The 17,674-nt window shown below is 70.0% G+C and carries 21 protein-coding genes; 5 read left to right on the top strand and 16 right to left on the bottom strand.

The features are described from left to right. Position 1 precedes the first annotated feature (1 nt). From trpC to I7X18_RS12485, 3 genes are all read right to left on the bottom strand, one after another. Positions 2-820: an indole-3-glycerol phosphate synthase TrpC gene (gene trpC, locus I7X18_RS12495; RefSeq protein ID WP_193047512.1), complete on the bottom strand. Its 819-nt coding sequence runs from the start codon at positions 818-820 to the stop codon at positions 2-4. A 73-nt stretch (positions 821-893) separates the two neighbouring features. Further along, positions 894-1,490 (bottom strand): TIGR02234 family membrane protein, encoded by a 597-nt coding sequence (locus I7X18_RS12490; protein ID WP_193047511.1) that lies wholly within the window; start codon positions 1,488-1,490, stop codon positions 894-896. Further along, positions 1,487-3,046, bottom strand: coding sequence for an anthranilate synthase component I (locus I7X18_RS12485; RefSeq protein WP_193047510.1), 1,560 nt, complete (start codon positions 3,044-3,046; stop codon positions 1,487-1,489). The genes I7X18_RS12490 and I7X18_RS12485 overlap by 4 nt, the downstream gene beginning before the upstream one ends. 62 nt (positions 3,047-3,108) lie before the next feature. On the opposite strand from I7X18_RS12485, the gene I7X18_RS12480 reads away from it, so the two are divergent. After that, positions 3,109-3,573 carry a peroxiredoxin gene (locus tag I7X18_RS12480; RefSeq protein ID WP_193047509.1) on the top strand — a complete coding sequence of 155 codons (465 nt, stop codon included), beginning with the start codon at positions 3,109-3,111 and terminating at the stop codon, positions 3,571-3,573. Here the strand turns inward: I7X18_RS12480 and hisI are convergent. The 8 genes from hisI to hisD are packed head-to-tail and all read right to left on the bottom strand — an operon-like array spanning position 3,570 to position 10,128. After that, positions 3,570-3,917: a phosphoribosyl-AMP cyclohydrolase gene (gene hisI / locus I7X18_RS12475; RefSeq protein WP_193047508.1), complete on the bottom strand. Its 348-nt coding sequence runs from the start codon at positions 3,915-3,917 to the stop codon at positions 3,570-3,572. The two genes, I7X18_RS12480 and hisI, sit on opposite strands and share 4 nt — an antisense overlap. Positions 3,918-3,977: 60 nt before the next feature. Further along, positions 3,978-4,763: an imidazole glycerol phosphate synthase subunit HisF gene (hisF, locus tag I7X18_RS12470; protein WP_193047507.1), complete on the bottom strand. Its 786-nt coding sequence runs from the start codon at positions 4,761-4,763 to the stop codon at positions 3,978-3,980. Then, the gene (locus I7X18_RS12465; protein ID WP_193047506.1) at positions 4,764-5,579 is read right to left on the bottom strand and encodes an inositol monophosphatase family protein; all 816 of its coding nucleotides are present in this window, start codon (positions 5,577-5,579) and stop codon (positions 4,764-4,766) included. A 6-nt stretch (positions 5,580-5,585) separates the two neighbouring features. Then, on the bottom strand, positions 5,586-6,332 hold the full coding sequence (priA, locus tag I7X18_RS12460; protein ID WP_193047611.1) for a bifunctional 1-(5-phosphoribosyl)-5-((5-phosphoribosylamino)methylideneamino)imidazole-4-carboxamide isomerase/phosphoribosylanthranilate isomerase PriA: 747 nt from the start codon (positions 6,330-6,332) through the stop codon (positions 5,586-5,588). 46 nt (positions 6,333-6,378) lie between these two features. Next, a complete protein-coding gene (gene hisH / locus I7X18_RS12455; protein WP_193047505.1) occupies positions 6,379-6,996 on the bottom strand; it encodes an imidazole glycerol phosphate synthase subunit HisH in 618 nt (205 codons plus the stop codon). Further along, positions 6,993-7,619 carry an imidazoleglycerol-phosphate dehydratase HisB gene (hisB, locus tag I7X18_RS12450; RefSeq protein WP_193047504.1) on the bottom strand — a complete coding sequence of 209 codons (627 nt, stop codon included), beginning with the start codon at positions 7,617-7,619 and terminating at the stop codon, positions 6,993-6,995. The genes hisH and hisB overlap by 4 nt, the downstream gene beginning before the upstream one ends. Further along, positions 7,616-8,758, bottom strand: a complete 1,143-nt coding sequence (locus I7X18_RS12445) for a histidinol-phosphate transaminase (RefSeq protein WP_193047503.1) — start codon at positions 8,756-8,758, stop codon at positions 7,616-7,618. Before I7X18_RS12445 ends, hisB begins: the two co-directional genes overlap by 4 nt. Then, the gene (hisD, locus tag I7X18_RS12440) at positions 8,755-10,128 is read right to left on the bottom strand and encodes a histidinol dehydrogenase (protein WP_193047502.1); all 1,374 of its coding nucleotides are present in this window, start codon (positions 10,126-10,128) and stop codon (positions 8,755-8,757) included. The genes I7X18_RS12445 and hisD overlap by 4 nt, the downstream gene beginning before the upstream one ends. 35 nt (positions 10,129-10,163) lie before the next feature. Here hisD and I7X18_RS12435 point away from each other — a divergent pair, with 35 nt between their 5' ends. Both I7X18_RS12435 and I7X18_RS12430 read left to right on the top strand, forming a co-directional pair. Beyond that, on the top strand, positions 10,164-10,547 hold the full coding sequence (locus I7X18_RS12435) for a nitroreductase family deazaflavin-dependent oxidoreductase (protein WP_193047501.1): 384 nt from the start codon (positions 10,164-10,166) through the stop codon (positions 10,545-10,547). 13 nt (positions 10,548-10,560) lie between these two features. After that, on the top strand, positions 10,561-11,199 hold the full coding sequence (locus I7X18_RS12430; RefSeq protein WP_193047500.1) for a LysE family transporter: 639 nt from the start codon (positions 10,561-10,563) through the stop codon (positions 11,197-11,199). Here the strand turns inward: I7X18_RS12430 and nadC are convergent. Genes nadC through nadA form a run of 3 tightly spaced genes read right to left on the bottom strand, consistent with a single transcriptional unit; the run spans position 11,196 to position 14,718 of the window. After that, positions 11,196-12,062, bottom strand: a complete 867-nt coding sequence (gene nadC, locus I7X18_RS12425; RefSeq protein WP_193047499.1) for a carboxylating nicotinate-nucleotide diphosphorylase — start codon at positions 12,060-12,062, stop codon at positions 11,196-11,198. The two genes, I7X18_RS12430 and nadC, sit on opposite strands and share 4 nt — an antisense overlap. Further along, on the bottom strand, positions 12,053-13,687 hold the full coding sequence (locus I7X18_RS12420; protein WP_193047498.1) for an L-aspartate oxidase: 1,635 nt from the start codon (positions 13,685-13,687) through the stop codon (positions 12,053-12,055). Before I7X18_RS12420 ends, nadC begins: the two co-directional genes overlap by 10 nt. Further along, positions 13,684-14,718, bottom strand: coding sequence for a quinolinate synthase NadA (gene nadA / locus I7X18_RS12415; RefSeq protein WP_193047497.1), 1,035 nt, complete (start codon positions 14,716-14,718; stop codon positions 13,684-13,686). The genes I7X18_RS12420 and nadA overlap by 4 nt, the downstream gene beginning before the upstream one ends. Before the next feature lie 47 nt (positions 14,719-14,765). On the opposite strand from nadA, the gene I7X18_RS12410 reads away from it, so the two are divergent. Beyond that, positions 14,766-15,467, top strand: coding sequence for an NUDIX hydrolase (locus I7X18_RS12410; RefSeq protein ID WP_226864085.1), 702 nt, complete (start codon positions 14,766-14,768; stop codon positions 15,465-15,467). Positions 15,468-15,509: 42 nt separating this feature from the next. After that, positions 15,510-16,862, top strand: a complete 1,353-nt coding sequence (locus I7X18_RS12405; RefSeq protein WP_193047496.1) for a lipase family protein — start codon at positions 15,510-15,512, stop codon at positions 16,860-16,862. Here I7X18_RS12405 and I7X18_RS12400 read toward each other — a convergent pair. Both I7X18_RS12400 and bsaP read right to left on the bottom strand, forming a co-directional pair. Continuing rightward, a complete protein-coding gene (locus I7X18_RS12400; protein ID WP_193047495.1) occupies positions 16,798-17,448 on the bottom strand; it encodes a DUF2567 domain-containing protein in 651 nt (216 codons plus the stop codon). The two genes, I7X18_RS12405 and I7X18_RS12400, sit on opposite strands and share 65 nt — an antisense overlap. Beyond that, a complete protein-coding gene (gene bsaP, locus I7X18_RS12395) occupies positions 17,445-17,672 on the bottom strand; it encodes a biotin synthase auxiliary protein BsaP (protein WP_193047494.1) in 228 nt (75 codons plus the stop codon). Before bsaP ends, I7X18_RS12400 begins: the two co-directional genes overlap by 4 nt. Positions 17,673-17,674: the final 2 nt, after the last annotated feature.

Raw genomic sequence — 17,674 nt, 5'->3', positions numbered from 1 at the left:
GCTACCGGGACGGCTTCGGGCAGGACGGATGCGTACCGGCGGTCACCAGGTCGGCCACCGCAGAGCGGGGGTCGCGGCTGGTGACCAGGCCTTCGCCGACCAGCACGGCGTCGGCGCCGGCTCCGGCGTAGGCCAGCAGATCGGCGGGGCCCCGCACGCCGGACTCCGCGACGCGGATGACGTTCGACGGCAGCCCCGGGGCGATGCGCGCGAAACAGTTGCGGTCGACTTCGAGCGTCTTGAGGTTCCGGGCGTTGACGCCGATCACCCGGGCTCCGGCCTGCAGCGCGCGGTCGGCTTCCTCTTCGGTGTGGACCTCCACCAACGCCGTCATGCCGAGCGATTCTGTCCGCTCCAGCAGCGACTCCAACGCCGGCTGCTCGAGCGCAGCAACGATCAGCAGCAGCATGTCGGCACCGTGGGCACGGGCTTCGTGGATCTGGTAGGGCCGGACGATGAAGTCCTTACGCAGAACGGGTATGGACACCGCAGCCCGGACGGAGTCGAGATCGTCGAGCGATCCGTGGAATCGGCGCTGCTCGGTCAGCACGCTGATCACGCGGGCGCCGCCGTCCTGATAGCAGCGGGCCAACTCGGCGGGATCACCGATTGATGCCAGCTCACCACGCGACGGGCTCGCTCGTTTGACCTCGGCGATCACGCCGATGCCGGGTTCGCGGAACGCCGCCATCACGTCCAGCGGAGCCTTGGCGTTCTTTGCCCGCTCCTTGACCTCGGCGAGGCTGACGACGGCCTCACGAGCGGCGACGTCGGCGCGGACTCCCTCGATGATGGAGTCGAGCACGGTCGCCGAACTCATAGCCCGTCGATCCCCCTCTGGTACGTGCCGGATGGTTCCTCTCGAAGGGTAGTCGCCGCCACGACATCGGGTGTCACCGCCCCTTCGTGTCGCGATCGGTGGGATCGTGCCCCTCGTCGAGGGCATCCCAGAGCATTCGCTCCGACATCGGCTCCCCCTGTTCGTCCTTCCTCACCGCTGTCGCACGTCGAGCCGACGGCGCGGCGTACCTGCCCGCCGGGCCGGCTCCCTTCACCGCTGCCCGCATCAGCAGAACCGCCCCGACGAGCACCAGACCGGCCGCCACCAGCGTGAGGATCGCGCCGGTGAAGTGGCGTTGCGTCCCGGTCAGGTCGGCGACCCGCACCTCGGCTAGATCGGCCGACCGCGGCGCGACGTCGACGACCACCCACAGCGTGATCGCCAGATAGGCCATCGCCGCGCTGGCCGCCGCCATCAGCACCGCCAGCATCCGCAGCAACCAGCCCCGCACCGCCAGCACTGCGACCGCGGCCGCCAGGACCAACAGCGCGAGCGGGATCAGCGCCGTCGACCATTGGGCGCCCGTCAGCGTCGACGTCTTCGGCTGGCCGAGCCCGTCGAAGGATTCCACGTCCACCCACGTCAGCCGCGAGGCCACCCACAGCACGGCGGCGCCGAGGACCAGGAGGAGCTGGGCGATGCGGGTCACGGTTCGCGCAGCGTTTCCGCGGCGGCGATCGCGTTGAGCACCGCGCGCGCCTTGTTGGCCGCCTCGGTGTACTCGTAGGGGCCGTTCGAGTCGGCGACCACACCCCCGCCGGCCTGCACGTAGGCGGTGCCGTTGCGCATCAACGCGGTGCGGATGGCGATCGCGAAGTCGGCGTTGCCGGCGAAGTCGAGATACCCCAGCACACCGCCGTAGAGCCCGCGGCGGGTCTTCTCGACCTCCTCGATGAGCTCCATCGCACGCACCTTGGGAGCGCCCGAGAGCGTCCCGGCCGGGAAGCATGCGGTCACGGCATCGAGCGCAGTCCTGCCTTCTGACAGACGGCCGGTGACCGTCGACACCAGGTGCATGACATGGCTGTACCGCTCGATGTGGCTGTAGTCCTCCACCCGGACGGTGCCCGGCTCACACACCCGGCCCAGGTCGTTGCGGCCCAGATCCACCAGCATGAGGTGCTCGGCGCGTTCCTTCTCGTCGGCCAGCAACTCCTTTTCGAGCAGCAGATCCTCTTCCTCGGTGTCACCGCGCCAGCGGGTTCCGGCGATGGGGTGCGTGGTCGCCTTGCCGTCCACGACCGTCACCAGCGCCTCCGGACTCGACCCGACCACCGAGAAGTCCAGTCCCCCATCCTCGTCGGGGACGTTCAGCAGGTACATGTACGGGCTGGGATTGGTGACCCGCAGCATCCGGTACACATCGAGCGGGTCGGCGGCGGTGTCCATCTCGAAACGCTGGGACGGCACCACCTGGAACGCCTCACCGGCCTCGATGTCACCGACGAGCTTCTCCACGATCGCGGTGTACTCCTCGACGGTGCGCTGCGCCCGGTGGGTCGGTGCGGGCCGTTCGAAGGTGGCCACCGCCGACGGCAACGACTGCCCCAGCGCCTTGGTCATCACGTCGAGGCGGGCGACCGCGTCGTCGTACGCCCCGTCCACCCGTTCGTCGGTGCCGTTCCAGTTCACCGCGTTCGCGATCAGCGTGATGGTGCCCTCGTGGTGGTCGACCGCGGCGATGTCGGTGGCCAGCAGCAGCAACATGTCGGGCAACCCGAGGTCGTCGACGGCCAGCGACGGCAGCCGCTCCAGCCGGCGCACCATGTCGTAGGCGAAAAACCCCACCAGCCCGCTCGACAGGGGCGGCAGACCCGGCAGCGCCGCGGTCTCCAGCAGGGCCAGCGTCTCCCGCAACGCGCGCAGTGGATCGCCGCCGCTGGGCGCGTCCTTCGGCGTGACGCCCAGCCACACCGCCTCGCCGTCGCGCACGGTCAACGCCGACGGCGCCCCCGCCCCGATGAACGACCATCGCGACCACGACCGGCCGTTCTCGGCGGACTCGAGAAGAAACGTGCCGGGCCGGTTGGCGGCGAGCTTGCGGTACGCCGACAGCGGCGTCTCGCTGTCGGCGAGCACCTTGCGGACCACCGGCACCACCCGGTGTTCGGCGGCCAGCGCCCGGAAGTCCTCGCGGGAGGTGGTGTTCGCCAGCGACGAGCGCTCACGCGCGGAACCGGAGGCGGGCTGGGCGGTCGTTTGCACATGGCAATTCTCCCAGACCGGTGTGGGCGGTGACGCAGTCAGGCGGCGTAGCGTGACGGCACATGAAACGTGGTGACCGGGTCGACGATTTCGAACTGCCCGACCAGACAGGCGCGATGCGCAGCCTCACGGGTCTGCTGGCCGACGGGCCGGTGGTGCTGTTCTTCTATCCGGCGGCGATGACGCCCGGCTGCACCAAGGAGGCCTGCCACTTCCGGGACCTCGCTGCCGAGTTCGCCGCCGTCGGCGCCTCACGCGTGGGGATCAGCACCGATGCGGTCGAGAAACAGGCCCGCTTCGCCGACACTCAGCGTTTCGACTACCCGCTGTTGTCCGACGCCGACGGAGCGATCGCCCAGCGCTTCGGCGTCAAGCGGGGCATGTTGGGCAAGTTGATGCCGGTCAAGCGCACCACGTTCGTCATCGACACCGACCGCACGGTGCTCGATGTGTTCTCCAGCGAGCTGAACATGGACGCACATGCGGACAAGGCGCTGGCAGTGCTGCGCCAGCGCCAGTCCGCCTAGCTCTCCGGGCCGAGCAGCTGGTCGGCGTCGAAGCAGGTGTGCTCACCGGTGTGGCAGGCCGCGCCGGTCTGATCCACCTCGAGCAGCACCGTGTCACCGTCGCAGTCCAACCGCACCGAGTGCACATACTGCGTGTGGCCAGACGTCTCGCCCTTGACCCAGTGCTCGCCGCGGGACCGGGACCAGTAGGTCGCCCGCCGGGTGCGCAGGGTCCGGTCGAGCGCGATGTCGTCCATCCATGCCACCATCAGCACCTGCCCGGTGCCCCGCTCCTGTGCCACCGCGGCGAACAAACCGTCGGCGTCGCGCTTGAGCCGCGACGCGAGCTCTGGATCGAGACTCACCGCACCGTCCTCTTCGCTGCGCTCATCGGACGGTGCTCCGATTCGTCCTCTTCGCTGCGCTCATCGGACGGTGATCCCTTCTGCCGCCATCGCCGCCTTCACCTGACCGATCGTCAACTCCTTGAAGTGGAAGACGCTGGCGGCCAACACGGCGTCGGCGCCCGCGTGCACCGCGGGGGCGAAGTGTTCGATCGCGCCGGCACCGCCGCTGGCGATCACCGGCACGGTCACCGCACCCCGCACCGCACGCAACATGGGCAGATCGAAACCGGCTTTGGTGCCGTCGAAGTCCATGGAGTTCAGCAGGATCTCTCCGACGCCGAGTTCCGCTCCGCGCGCAGCCCACTCGACGGCGTCGATCCCGGTGCCGCGACGGCCGCCGTGGGTGGTGACCTCCCACCCGGACGGAGTGGGGGGCTCACCTTCCGGCACCGTCCTGGCGTCGACCGACAGCACGATGCATTGCGACCCGAACCGGCGGGCCAGTTCGGCCAGCAGCTCCGGACGCGCGATCGCGGCGGTGTTCACCGAGACCTTGTCGGCGCCCGCCCGCAACAACGCATCCACGTCGGCGATCGCCCGCACCCCACCGCCGACGGTCAGTGGGATGAAGACCTGTTCGGCGGTGCGGCGCACCACGTCGAGCATCGTGGAGCGACCCGACGACGATGCGGTCACGTCGAGGAATGTCAGTTCGTCGGCGCCCTCCGCGTCGTACACGGCGGCGAGTTCGACCGGATCACCTGCGTCCCGCAGGTTCTCGAAGTTGACACCCTTGACCACCCGACCCGCATCGACGTCGAGGCACGGGATCACGCGGACTGCGAGTCCTCTGTCGGCAGCCACTCAGAAATCCTCCGGGGCGCCGAGCGCTGCGACGATGTCGAGGATCTCGCCGTGCACCTGCGGTGAGCCGGCCAGCACCGATGTCGATTCCGGGGTCCAGTCCGCCCCGGCCAGGTCCGTGACGACCCCACCGGCGGACCGCACCAGTGCGACGCCGGCGGCGTGATCCCAGATGTGGTGGCCGAAACTGATTGCCGCGCCGAGGACTCCGGCGGCGGTGTACGCCAGGTCGAGTCCGGTGGCGCCGTGCATCCGCATCCTGTTGCACTGCCTGCTGAGGTTCTCCAGCAGCGCCACCCGCCACCGGCCGGGGAAGCGCCCGCGCGAGTCGATGTTGAAGGTGCCGGTACCCACCACGCAGTCCGACAGTGCGCTCGACTTCAGCGACGGCTGCTCGATTCCGTTGACGTACAACGGCTTTCCGACCACAGCGGTATAACGCTGGGACATGAAGGGCAGCCACGTCAGCCCGGCGACGGGTTCACCCTCCCGCAGAAGGCCGAGCAGGATCGCGGCGGTCGGCAGTCCGGCGGCGTAGTTGAACGTGCCGTCGATGGGATCGAGCACCCACACCAGCGGCGAGTCGATGTCCGCCCCGCCGTACTCCTCGCCGTGCACCTCGATGCCGGTGGCCGAGGTCAGCGCCTCGACGACCTGGCGTTCGATCTTCAGGTCGACTTCGGTGGCGAAGTCGTTGCCCTTCTTCTGCACCGCGGAGTCGGCGCGGTGCCCACTGATGAAGGGTTCGGACGCGGTGTCGAGAATCGCCGCGGCCACATCGACCAGACCCTGCAGGTCGGTCTCGTCCAGTGCCATCGACCCCTACTGCCTTACCGCTGTCAGCGCCTCGGGCAGGGTGAAACGCCCGGCATACAACGCTTTCCCGACGATGGCGCCCTCGACGCCGCGGCCGGTCAGCGTGCCGATCGCGCGCAGGTCGTCGACGCTGGACACCCCACCGGAGGCGATCACCGGCGCGGCCGTGCGATCGGCGACGCGGCCGAGCAGGTCGAGGTTCGGCCCCTCGAGGGTGCCGTCCTTGGTCACGTCGGTGACGACGTAGCGCGAGCACCCTTCCGAGTCGAGACGGTCGAGCACCTCCCACAGGTCACCGCCGTCGGTCTCCCAACCGCGGCCGCGCAGGCGGTGCTCAGCGTCGACGATCAACACATCGAGACCGACGGCCACCCTGTCGCCGTACTCGGCGACGACCTTCGCGCACCACTGCGGGTTCTCCAGCGCGGCGGTGCCGATGTTGACCCGGGCGCACCCGGTGGCCAGCGCGGCCTCGAGTGAGTCGTCGTCGCGGATGCCGCCGGACAGTTCGACCGCCACGTCGAGCCGGCCGACGACGTCGGCGAGCAGTTCGCGGTTCGAGCCGCGGCCGAACGCGGCGTCGAGGTCCACGAGATGGATCCACTCCGCCCCGTCACGCTGCCACCCGAGCGCGGCGTCGAGCGCCGACCCGTACTCGGTTTCACTGCCGGCCTTGCCCTGGACCAGGCGCACGGCACGGCCCTTGACCACGTCGACGGCGGGAAGGAGGATCAACGGCTTGTTCGCGGACACGGGATTCTCGGGCACGGACTTCTCAGGCACGGCGGACAACCTTAGTTCAGAGCCCCTCGACCCAGTTGCGGAGCAGCGTCGCACCGGCGTCACCGCTCTTCTCCGGGTGGAACTGGGTGGCCGACAACGGACCGCTCTCGACCGCGGCGAGGAACGGGACGTGGTGGGTGGCCCAGGTTAGCCGGGCGTCCGGGTCGCCCTCCCACTGCTGCGCGGCGTAGGAGTGCACGAAGTAGAACCTGGTGTCGGGGTCGAGCCCGCGGAACAGCGTGGTCCCGGCGGGGGCGTCGACGACGTTCCAGCCCATGTGCGGGATCACCGGGGCGTCGAGGCGCACCACCGACCCAGGCCACTGCCCGCATCCGGCGGTCTCGACACCGAATTCGACGCCGCGCGAGAACAGGATCTGCATCCCCACGCACACGCCGAGAACCGGTCGGCCGGCCGCGATCCGCTCGGCGATGATCTTCTCTCCGCCGATCTCCCGCAGTCCGGCCATGCACGCCTCGAACGCGCCGACGCCCGGCACCACGAGGCCGTCGGCGTTCAGCGCGGCGTCGGCGTCCGCGGTGACCTCGACGTCGGCACCCGTCCGCTCGACCGCCCGCTGCGCCGAGCGCAGGTTGCCCGAACCGTAGTCGAGGACGACGACTTTCCTTGTCACAGTGAGCCCTTCGTGGACGGCACACCGGTGACGCGCGGGTCGAACTCGACGGCCTGACGCAACGCTCGGGCGACGGCCTTGTACTGCGCCTCGGTGATGTGGTGCGGATCGCGGCCGTAGAGCGTGCGAACGTGCAGCGCGATACGGGCGTTGAACGCCAGTGATTCGAAGACGTGCCGGTTGATCACCGTGTGGTAAGGCACGGTGGACCCGGCGATGGTGAACTCGACCATCGATTCCGGCTCGCCGGTGTGTACGCAGTACGGCCGGCCGGAGACATCGACGGCGGCGTGCGCCAGGCATTCGTCCATCGGGATGAACGCGTCCCCGAAGCGGCGGATACCCTTCTTGTCCCCCAGCGCCTGTCCGAGCGCCTGCCCGAGCACGATGGCGGTGTCCTCGACCGTGTGGTGACCCTCGATCTCGACGTCACCCTTGGCGTGCACCGTGAGGTCGAAGCTGGCGTGGCTGCCCAGCGAGGTGAGCATGTGATCGAAAAACGGTACGCCGGTGCTGATGTCGACGATGCCGGTGCCATCGAGGTCGAGGTCGACGACGATGTCGGATTCCTTGGTCTTGCGTTCGACGCGGGCGCGGCGCGTGCCGGTCAGCATGTCGGTCATGAGGCTCCTAGAGTTGCGGCGAGTTCAGTCTCGGCGAGGCGGGCGGAGGCGGCCAGCAGCGCATCGTTTTCTTCGGCCAGCCCGGTGGTGGCCCGCAGGTACCCGGGGATGCCCACATCGCGGATCAGGACGCCCTGATCCAGATAGCGCTGCCAGGTGGCGGGCGCGTCGGCGAACTCCCCGAACAGGACGAAGTTCGCATCGCTGGGGATCACCCGGAAACCCAGTTGGCTCAACCCGTTCGACACGCGGTCGCGTTCGGCGATCAGGGCGGCCACGCTGGCCAACGTGTCGTCGGCGTGTCGCAGCGCGGCACGGGCGGCGGCCTGGGTCAGCGACGACAGGTGGTAGGGCAGGCGCACCAGCAGCATCGCGTCGATGACGGCGGGCGCCGCGGCCAGGTAGCCGAGCCGCCCGCCCGCGAAGGCGAACGCCTTGCTCATGGTGCGGCTGACCACCAGCGTGGTCGGATACTCGTCGATGAGCGCCACACCGCTGGGCTGCGACGAGAATTCGGCGTAGGCCTCGTCGAGGACGAGGAGTCCGTTGCTCGCGGAAGACAGGGCGTCGAGAAGCCGCCGCAGATCGTCGAACGAGACGCTCTGCCCCGTGGGGTTGTTCGGGCTGGTGACGAACACCAGATCGGGACGGCGCGTGGTGATCTCACGGACCGCGGTGTCGACGTCGAGGGTGAAGTCGTCCGCGCGCACCGCCTGCAGCCATTCCGTGCGGGTCGCGCCGGCGATGATCGGGTGCATCGAGTAGGACGGCACGAAGCCGATCGCGCTGCGCCCTGGACCGCCGAAGGCCTGCAGCAGCTGCTGCAGCACTTCGTTGGAACCGTTTGCCGCCCACAGGTTTTCCACGCTCAGCTCGACACCGGTACGGAGGTTCAGGTACTCGGCGAGGTCTGTGCGCAGCGCCACCGCGTCCCGGTCGGGATAGCGGTGCAATTCTGCCGCCACCTCCCCGACCGAGCGGGTCACGTCGTCGACGAGCGCTCGGCTGGGTGGGTGCGGATTCTCGTTGGTATTCAACCGCACCGGCACCTCCAGTTGCGGGGCGCCGTAGGGCGATTTGCCCCGCAGGTCGTCCCGCAGCGGCAGATCGGCGAGAGTGATCTTGCCTCCGACCGTCACCTTTCGAACCTCCGTCGCACAGCTTCGCCGTGGGCCGGCAGATTCTCGGCGTTCGCCAGGGTGATGACGTGACCCGACACGTCTTTGAGCGCCGCCTCGGTGTAGTCGACGACGTGGATGCCACGCAGGAACGTCTGCACCGACAGCCCGCTCGAGTGGCGCGCGCAGCCGGCCGTCGGCAGCACATGGTTGGACCCGGCGCAGTAGTCTCCGAGGCTGACCGGAGCGTACGGGCCGACGAAAATCGCACCAGCGGACCTGATCCGGCCCGCCACCGCGGCGGCGTCGACGGTCTGGATCTCGAGATGTTCTGCGGCATAGGCGTTGGCGACCCGCACCCCCGCGTCGAGATCGTCGACGAGCACGATCGCGGACTGCTGACCGGTCAACGCCGCGCTGACCCGGTCGCGGTGCACCGTCGTCTCCAGCTGTCGCCGCAGTTCCAGGTCGGTGGCATCGGCCAGCTCGGGGCTGGTGGTCACCAGCACGCTGGCGGCCATCTCGTCGTGTTCGGCCTGGCTGATCAGGTCGGCCGCGACGTGCACCGGATCAGCGGTGTGGTCGGCGAGCACGGCGATCTCGGTCGGGCCGGCCTCGGCGTCGATGCCCACCTGCGAACGGCAGATCCGCTTGGCGGCGGTGACGTAGATGTTGCCCGGTCCGGTGATCATGTCCACCGGCGCGAGCTCGGTGCCATTTCCCGGCGCTCCGCTTGCCCCAGTGCCGTCGGTGTCGGTGCCGCCGTAGGCCAGCAGCGCGACGGCCTGGGCGCCGCCGACCGCCCACACCTCGTCGACACCGAGAAGTTCGGCGGCCGCCAGGATGGTCGGGTGCGGCAGGCCGTCAAAGGCGGCCTGCGGCGGGCTGGTGATCACCAGCGAGTCGACCCCCGCGGTTTGGGCGGGCACCACGTTCATCACGACACTCGAGGGGTAGACCGCGTTGCCGCCAGGCACGTAGAGGCCGACGCGTTCGACGGGCACCCAGCGCTCGGTGACCGTCGCCCCGGGCGCCAGCGTGGTCGTGGTGTCGGTGCGACGCTGATCGGCATGGACGGCGCGGGCGCGGTCGATCGCGACCTGCAGCGCCGTGCGGACGCCGGGATCGAGTTCGGCCAGGGCTGCGGTCAACCGCTCGGCCGGCACGCGCACGGCATGGGGGCGGATGCCGTCGAACGCCTCGCCGTATTCGAGGGCGGCCTCCGCACCACGTTCGGCGACGGCGTCGACGATCGGGCGGACCTTCGGCAGGACAGCGTCCACGTCGACACCGCCGCGGGGCAGCGTCGACCGCAGTTGCGCGGCCGACAACGTCCTGCCGCGCAAGTCGATGCGGGCCATCGTCACCGGCGATACATTCACGCTGTCCATTGTCCCAGAGCAGGCCAAATCGTATTGGAGCCGTCGTGTCGGAACTGCCGAAGATGTTCCCGGAATGGCTGGATCGCCTTCAGATCAAGTACTTCAACCCGGTCATCAAGCCGTTGGCGGGCCGCGTACCCGGCGTGGCACTCATCAAACACACAGGTAGACGCTCCGGACGGCGTTACGAGACGCCGGTGACGGCCTACCGCAAAGGCAGTGAGGTCGCGATCGTGCTGGGCCATGGGATGACCGACTGGGCCAGGAACGTACAAGCCGCAGGCGGCGCCGACATCAAGCTCTTCCGTGACGAACTGCACATCAGCAATCCCAGAATCGTGCCGAACGGGCGCGATGTCGCGGCGCTGCCCAGCTTCGCACGCCGTCAGGCGCGCAACATCGCGGTCTTCGTCGCCGACGTCGGCTGACACACTCGTCTTCATGGCGTGGGAGTTGTGGCTGACCTTTCTCGGTGCGGCCATCCTGATCAGCGTGTCGCCGGGTGCCGGCGCGGTGCAGTCGATGGCCACGGGTCTGACCCACGGCGTGGTGCGCGGCTACTGGAGCATCGTGGGCCTGGAGATCGGGCTGATGCTGCAGCTCGCGCTGGTCGCGGTCGGGCTCGGCGCCGTCGTCACGAACTCCATCGTGGCGTTCCACATCATCAAGTGGGTCGGCGTGGCGTACCTGGTCTACCTGGCGGTGCGGCAGTGGCGCGCCGCTGCGGTGGACCTGCGCACACAGGTCGGTCGGGCGGTCGAAGGCGGGCGGGCCGCGCTGCTGGTGCGTGGTTTCCTCGTCAACGCGACCAACCCGAAGGGTCTGGTGTTCTTCCTGGCGGTGCTGCCACATTTCGTGGTGCCGACCGCGCCCCTCTTGCCGCAGTACCTCGCGATCGGCGTGACGATGATTGCGGTGGACCTGGTGGTCATGGGTCTCTACACCGCGATGTCGGTGCGGCTCGTGCGCTGGCTGCACACACCGCGCCAGCAGACGATCCTCAACCGGGTGTTCTCCGGACTGTTCGCCGCCGCGGCCGTCGTGCTGTCGCTGGTGCGGCGCGGGCCCGCGGCGGCTTAGACGTCCAGTCCGATGTCGAGCACGCGCACCGAGTGGGTGAGCGCTCCGACGGCCAGGTAGTCGACGCCGGTGCCCGCATACTCGGCGGCGGTCTCCACCGACAGTCCGCCCGAGGATTCCAGTTTCGTCCCCGGTGAGCGGGAGTCGCGGCGCTGCACGGCGATCTGGGTCTGCCACACCGGGAAGTTGTCGAGCAGCACCAGCTCGACGTCCTCGGCGAGCACCTCGTCGAACTGCTCGAGTGAGTCGACCTCCACCTCACAGGTCAATCCGGGCGCGGCGGCCCGAACGGCCCGAAGCGCCGCGACCACGGAACCTGCCGCCGCGACGTGGTTGTCCTTGATCAGCGCCGCGTCGCCCAGACCCATGCGATGGTTCTCGCCGCCACCGACGCGGACCGCGTACTTCTGCAGTGCCCGCAGGCCGGGCAGCGTCTTGCGGGTGTCGCGGATCTTGGCGTTCGTACTCGCCACGGCGTCCACCCACGTCGCGGTCGCCGTCGCGATCCCCGACAGGTGCGAGACGAGGTTGAGCATCGTGCGCTCGGCGGTCAGCAGACCGCGGGTCGGGGCCTCCAGCGTGAGCAGCACCCCGCCGGGTTGCAGCCGGGTGCCGTCGTCGACGCGGTCGGTGACGCGATAGCCGTCGGGACCGAGCACCTCGTCGAGTACGAGCAGAGCCAGGTCGACGCCCGCGGCCACGCCCGGCTCACGGGTGCGCACCGATGCGGTCGTGGTCGCGTCGGCCGGCACGGTCGCCTGCGTGGTCACGTCCGGCCCGTACCGCAGATCCTCCTCGAGTCCGCGCGAGACGACCGCGCGCGCCTCGGCGATCTCCGCCTCCGACAGTTGACTCAGCAGCACGCGCCGGCCCTCACCTTCAGTCCCACGTGTCCGTTCTCGTCCAGGTCGACCGCACCGCTGACCGCCTGCGCGGGGTCGGTGTCGGGGTGGTCACCGCGGTGATGGCAGCCCCGCGACTCCGCACGCTGCAGCGCGGCGACGGCCACCGCCCGCGCGGTCAGGGTGAGCGCGGCGTCCTCGAAGTCGCTGCGGGTGCGCAGCGGCCGGGTGGTTGCCGACGCGAGCACGTCGCGCAGGTGGGTCAACCCCTCGGCGTCGCGCACCACCGAGGCGTCGCGGCTCATCGCCGTCTGCAACTCCCGCCGTGCGAGCGCCTCGACCGTGAGGCGCTCAGGGGCGGCTGCGCGGCTCGGACCCGCCGCGGCCGCATGGTCGGCGGCGCCGCGGCCGGCCCGTCCGCCGACGACCAGGCCCTCGAGCAGGCTGTTGGACGCCAGGCGGTTGCCGCCGTGCATACCGGTTCGTGCCACTTCGCCGGCAGCGAAGAGGCCCGGCAGCGCGGTCCGGCCGTCCACGTCGGTGACGACGCCGCCGCAGCTGTAGTGCGCCCCCGGCACCACCGGGATGGGTTCGCGCGCAGGGTCGACGCCGGCCTGCAGGCACGCGGCGGTGACGGTGGGGAAACGGTCGGCGACCCCGGTGAGGTGCCGGGCGTCCAGATAGACACACGGGTCGCCGGTGGCCTTCAGCCGCGCGTCGATGGCGGCGGCGACCACGTCGCGGGGCGCCAGGTCCCCCATCGGGTGTACGCCCAGCGTCACCGGATCGCCCTGGGAATCGACCAGCCTCGCGCCTTCACCGCGGAGCGCCTCGGTGATCAGCGGACGCCTGCCCGCGGTGTGCCCGTCGAACAGCATGGTCGGGTGGAACTGGACGAACTCGATGTCGCTGACCGGCACGCCGGCCCACAGCGCCAGCGCGATGCCGTCACCTGTGGACGCCTCCGGATTCGTAGTGGCCGCGTACAGGTGGCCGAGTCCGCCGGTCGCGAGGATCACCGACGGCGCGTGCACGATCCCCGGACCGTCTGCGTTGAGCACCAGCACGCCCGTCACGGCGACGTCGTCCCGCAGCACCCGGACCGCCACGTGGTCGGCCCGGATGTCGAGGACCCGCGCCGCCTGGTCGAGCGCCCGCTGCACCTCGGCTCCGGTGGCGTCCCCACCGGAGTGGATGATCCGCCTGCGCGAGTGTCCACCTTCGCGGGTCATCGCCCACCGGCCCGGGACCGCCTCGTCGAACCGGGCGCCGTCGCGGACGAGGTCGCGCACGGCGCGGTAGCCGTCGGCCACGATGGACTGCACCGCCTCGGCGTCGCACAGCCCGCCGCCGGCCGCGATGGTGTCGGCGACGTGGGCGTCCACCGAATCGTCAGTGCCGGGCAGCACCACCGCGATCCCGCCCTGGGCGTATCCGGTGGCCGTCGATCCGGTCTGCTCCGGCACCTTGTTCAGCACGATGACCTTGCTGCCGCGGCGATGCGCCGCCAGCCCCGCGACCAGACCCGCCACGCCGGTGCCGATCACCACCACGTCGGCGCGCTGCTGCCAGTGCGTGGCGCCGCCGCAACCAGGCCGGGCCGCCTTCCTCCCGGTCGCTGCGCTCCTGCCCCCGGGGACGGTCATTCGTCGCCGCCGGGCTGTCCGATCTCGATCATCCGCTGCACGCTGCGCCGGGCCAACCGCGCGGTCTGGGGGTCGACGTCGACTTCGTCGGTGCCGTCGGTCAGGCAGCGCAGCAGCGCCGCCGGGGTGATCATCTTCATGTACCGGCAGGACGCGCGGTCGTTGACCGCCTTGAAGTCGATGTCCGGTGCCGCGCGACGCAGCTGGTGCAGCATCCCGACCTCCGTGGCGACCAGCACCTGGGTTGCTCGGCTCTCGCGGGCCGCGTCGAGCATGCCGCCGGTCGACAGGATCTTCACCCGGTCCTCGGGGAAGGCGCCCTCACCCGCGAGGTACAGCGCGGAGGTGGCGCATCCGCATTCAGGATGGACGAACAGCTCGGCGCCCGGATGGGCGCGGGCCTGCTCGGCGAGCTCGTCGCCGTTGATGCCGGCGTGCACGTGGCACTCACCCGCCCAGATGTGCATGTTCGTGCGGCCGGTGACGCGGCGGACGTGGGCGCCGAGGAACTGATCCGGGCAGAACAGCACCTCGCGGTCGGCAGGGATCGAGGCCACCACGTCGACGGCGTTCGACGACGTGCAGCAGATGTCGGTCTCGGCCTTCACCGCGGCAGTGGTGTTCACGTACGAGACGACGACCGCACCGGGGTATTCGGCCTTCCACTCCCTCAGCTGGTCAGCGGTGATCGAATCGGCCAGCGAGCACCCGGCGCGGGCATCGGGAATGAGCACGGTCTTGGCCGGCGAGAGGATCTTGGCCGTCTCGGCCATGAAGTGCACGCCGCAGAACACGATGGTGTCCTCCGGCGCCTCGGCCGCGATGCGCGACAGCGCCAGCGAGTCACCCACGTGGTCGGCCACGTCCTGGATCGCGGGCAGCTGGTAGTTGTGCGCGAGCACGGTCGCCCCGCGCTGACGGGCCAGCCGGCGAACTTCGGCGGCCCACTCCTCGGTGGGCGCGACGTCGCCGGTGTCGCCGCGCGGGGCATCGCCGAATTGCGCCTGGAACGTGTCGTCAACCAGCGTCACGGGGGCTCCCTCGGTGTCGATCCGGTTTTCGACTTACAATCGAAAACATGGCTCATACTAGCACCGCGCACGAAGTGCTCGCCGTTGTGTTCCAGGTTCGCGGCGTGAGCCCCGGTGACCGGGGTCACCCCGCCCTGCACGTACTGCTGTGGCAGCGCGCGCTCGAACCGGAACGGGACCGCTGGTCCCTTCCCGGCGGCCGGCTCGGTCACGACGAGGACCTCACCACCTCGGTGCGACGCCAACTGGCGGAGAAGGTGGATTTGCGTGAAGTGGCTCACCTCGAACAACTCGCGGTGTTCTCCGACCCGGCCCGTGTTCCCGGTACGCGCACGATCGCGTCGACGTTCCTGGGCCTCGTCCCCTCCCCCGCCAGCCCGGCCCTGCCGGCCGACACCTGCTGGCACCCGGTGTCCGAACTGCCCGAGATGGCGTTCGACCACCGGCCGATGGTCGAACACGCCCACACCCGACTGGCGGCCAAGATGTCCTACACCAACATCGGATTCGCCTTGACTCCAACGGAATTCGCGCTCTCGACACTGCGCGACATCTATGGTGCGGCGCTGGGTTACCAGGTGGACGCCACCAACCTGCAGCGAGTGCTCGAACGCCGCAACGTCATCACCCGCACGGGTTCCACCGCCCGCTCGGGACGCGCCGGTGGCCGGCCACCGGCCCTGTACCGCTTCACCGAGGCGCGCTACCGGGTGACCGACGAGTTCGCTGCCCTTCGACCTCCCGGGTGAGGCGAGTGGTATCTCATAGACCCCTTAAGTAACCTTGGGCGGATGGACTTGGGCAGCGTGGCGCGGGAAACCGGCGCCGAGTGGATCGGCCAGCCGCACCACGAGGACGTTGCCCGCGGGTCCCGCCCGGCGGTGCCGGCCAAAGACGCCTTCTACGAACCGCCTGCGGGTTTCGAACACGCCAGCCCCGGCACCGTCCTGCGCTCCCGCAACGTCGAGCTGGCGTTCATGGGGCTGGTGCCGCAGAAGTTCACCGCGACGCAGCTGCTCTACCGGACCACCGACTTCAAAGGCGAGGCCCAGGCCACCGTCACGACCGTCGTCGTGCCGACGGAGCGGGATCCGAACCGACCGTGCCCGATCGTGTCCTACCAGTGCGCCATCGACGCCATCGCCGGACGCTGTTTCCCGTCGTACGCGCTGCGCCGGGGCGCCAGGGCCATCGGCGCATTGGCGCAGGTCGAGTTCCTGCTGATCGCCGCCGCCCTGGCCGAGGGTTGGGCCGTCTCGGTGCCCGACCACGAAGGTCCGCGCGGCATCTGGGGTGCGCCCCACGAACCCGGCTACCACGTCCTCGACGGGATCCGCGCGGCGCAGAACTGCGAGCGCCTCGCGCTGTCCGCAGAGGCGCCGGTGGGCCTGTGGGGGTACTCAGGGGGCGGACTGGCCACCGCGTGGGCCGCGGAGACCTGCGCGACCTACGCTCCCGAACTCAACGTCGTTGGCGCGGTCCTCGGCTCACCGGTGGCCGATCTCGGCAATGCGTTCCGCCGGCTCAACGGCAGCTTCTTCTCGGGTCTGCCCGCGATGGTCGTGGCGGCCCTGACGCACACCTATCCCGAACTGGACCGCGTGATCCAGGAACACGCCACCGAGACCGGTAAGGCCAGGCTGCTGCGCATCGAGAAGATGACCACGGCGCACGCGGTGCTGCGGTGGATCCGCATGGACATGGGCAAGCTGGTCGACCAGCCGCTGGAGGAGCTCCTGCAGACCCCCGAGGTGCAGCACGTCTTCCACAGCATCAAGCTGGGCGGCACGACCCCGACCCCGCCGGTGCTGATCGTGCAGGCCGTCCACGACCGCATAGTCGCGGTCGACGACATCGACGCCCTGATCGACACCTACAGCAACGGCGGCGCCCACGTCACCTACCACCGCGACATGTTCAGCGAGCACATGCTGCTCCACCCGATGTCCGCGCCGATGACGCTGCGCTGGCTGCGGGACCGGTTCGCCGGCCGGCCGCTGAGCGACAACCTGGTCCGGACCAAGTGGCCGACGCTGCTCAACCCGTCGACCTACCGCGGCATGCTCCGGCTCGCGGCGATCAGCGCGAAGGTGATTGCGGGCCGACGGGTAGAACGCCGTCCGCTGTCCCATTTGGACCGCTGACCGGCCGGTAGTCCTCCGGCGGCCAGGCACCGAGGTCGTCCCGTGAGGTCGCCACCGCGCACATCGCGTAGACGAGGGCGCCAATGGCGGCGGGAAAGATGATCGAACACGCGACCTGCAGCGGCGCGTGCCCGAAGAACACCGCGGGCGCCTCGACGACGTAGTGGAACCGGTGCTCCGGGGTGACCGGGGCGGCGGCCACATCCACCATTCCGTACCGCAGTCGCATCAGCGCGGCGCCGACGCCCGCCGCCGCCACACCGGCGACCGCACCGCCGACCGCGAGAGCGGTGACGAGGACGGGGCCGCGGTGCGCGCGCCACTGCCACAGCCAGACCGCCCCCACGACGGCGACGGCCGTGAGCATCCCGACGAACAGGAACGCCGCGGTGAAGAAGTGGTCGGCGTCCCCGCCCAGGTACGCCCGGATCCGTTCACCGGCCCGCGTCAGGGCGACGACACCGTGCACCGGCGGCGCGAGCACCGACCACAACGCACCGGTGACCGCACCGGCCAGCGCCAAGCAGGCAACGGTCGTCAACGCTGCTCGCCGTCGCGAAGTCTGCGGCGCTACAACATCATTCACCGTTGGGTCTCCAGATCCTTCGAATCCACCACGCCGTGCCGGGAGCACTTCGCCCACCACCCGTCCGGGCGGACCTGCACGACCATCCTGCGCCCGCACTCGGCGCAGAACCGCGGCGGCTCCAATCCGAGCTGTGCGGCGGTCGGCACGGCACTGCCCGCGGCTTCACCGGTGTAGACGTTGTAATGGCCCGCGCCCACGGGCGCAGGCATGTCCGACGTCATCA

The organism is Mycolicibacterium baixiangningiae (assembly GCF_016313185.1).
In the GTDB taxonomy this organism is placed as follows: Bacteria; Actinomycetota; Actinomycetes; order Mycobacteriales; family Mycobacteriaceae; genus Mycobacterium; species Mycobacterium baixiangningiae.
Note: the sequence above shows the minus strand (reverse complement) of the source record. Positions and strands in the feature narration are given on the sequence as shown.

Coding starts and splice junctions, on each gene's coding strand:
- trpC (WP_193047512.1), bottom strand. CDS start 820: ATGAGTTCGGCGACCGTGCTCGACTCCATCATCGAGGGAGTCCGCGCC.
- I7X18_RS12480 (WP_193047509.1), top strand. CDS start 3,109: ATGAAACGTGGTGACCGGGTCGACGATTTCGAACTGCCCGACCAGACA.
- hisD (WP_193047502.1), bottom strand. CDS start 10,128: ATGGACAGCGTGAATGTATCGCCGGTGACGATGGCCCGCATCGACTTG.
- hisB (WP_193047504.1), bottom strand. CDS start 7,619: ATGACCGACATGCTGACCGGCACGCGCCGCGCCCGCGTCGAACGCAAG.
- I7X18_RS12405 (WP_193047496.1), top strand. CDS start 15,510: ATGGACTTGGGCAGCGTGGCGCGGGAAACCGGCGCCGAGTGGATCGGC.
- I7X18_RS12430 (WP_193047500.1), top strand. CDS start 10,561: ATGGCGTGGGAGTTGTGGCTGACCTTTCTCGGTGCGGCCATCCTGATC.
- bsaP (WP_193047494.1), bottom strand. CDS start 17,672: ATGACGTCGGACATGCCTGCGCCCGTGGGCGCGGGCCATTACAACGTC.
- I7X18_RS12420 (WP_193047498.1), bottom strand. CDS start 13,687: ATGACCGTCCCCGGGGGCAGGAGCGCAGCGACCGGGAGGAAGGCGGCC.
- I7X18_RS12410 (WP_226864085.1), top strand. CDS start 14,766: ATGGCTCATACTAGCACCGCGCACGAAGTGCTCGCCGTTGTGTTCCAG.
- I7X18_RS12465 (WP_193047506.1), bottom strand. CDS start 5,579: ATGGCACTGGACGAGACCGACCTGCAGGGTCTGGTCGATGTGGCCGCG.